This window comes from Niveispirillum sp. FG148 (assembly GCF_057809655.1).
The window spans coordinates 1-589 of sequence record NZ_JBMDKJ010000078.1 but is presented as its reverse complement, the minus strand read 5'-3'; the positions used below and the strand labels follow the sequence as shown (position 1 = coordinate 589).

Genomic DNA, 589 nt, shown 5'->3' with positions numbered 1-589 from the left:
CGCGGCCTGAAGGGCGTGAAGCTGGTCATTTCCGACGCCCACGAGGGCATCAAGGCTGCCGTCTCCAAAGTGTTCTGCGCCACCTGGCAGCGCTGCCGCGTGCATTTCATGCGCAATGTCCTGGCCCATGCCGGCAAGCAGGGGCGTCGCGTCGTGGCGGCCTTTATCGGCACCGCCTTTGCCCAGAACGATGCCACCTCGGCCAGGGCCCAATGGCGGCAGGTCGCCGACCAGCTCCGACCCAAGGTGCCCAAGCTGGCCACCCTGCTCGACGAGGCCGAGGATGACGTGCTGGCCTACATGACCTTTCCCCGCGAACACAGGGCCAAGATCCACAGCACAAACCCCATCGAACGGCTCAACGGCGAGATCAAACGCCGCACCGAAGTGGTCGGCATCTTTCCCAACGAGGCCGCCATCACAAGGCTCGTCGGCGCTATCCTGTTGGAACAAAATGATGAATGGACAGTGCAGCGTGCCCGCTACATGACACTGGAAACCATCGCCCCACTCAGCGATGATCCCATCATCATGCTGCCTGCCGTGGCCGCATGACACAACCGGCCAGATAAGCCGGAGAGCGCGATGA

General features: G+C 63.0%; 1 protein-coding gene. It reads left to right on the top strand.

Going from position 1 to position 589, the window contains the following annotated elements:
* Window positions 1-555 (top strand): IS256 family transposase (locus ACODTW_RS28275; protein ID WP_488949556.1); only part of this gene is annotated, 555 nt, incomplete at its 5' end.
* Window positions 556-589 lie beyond the last annotated feature (34 nt).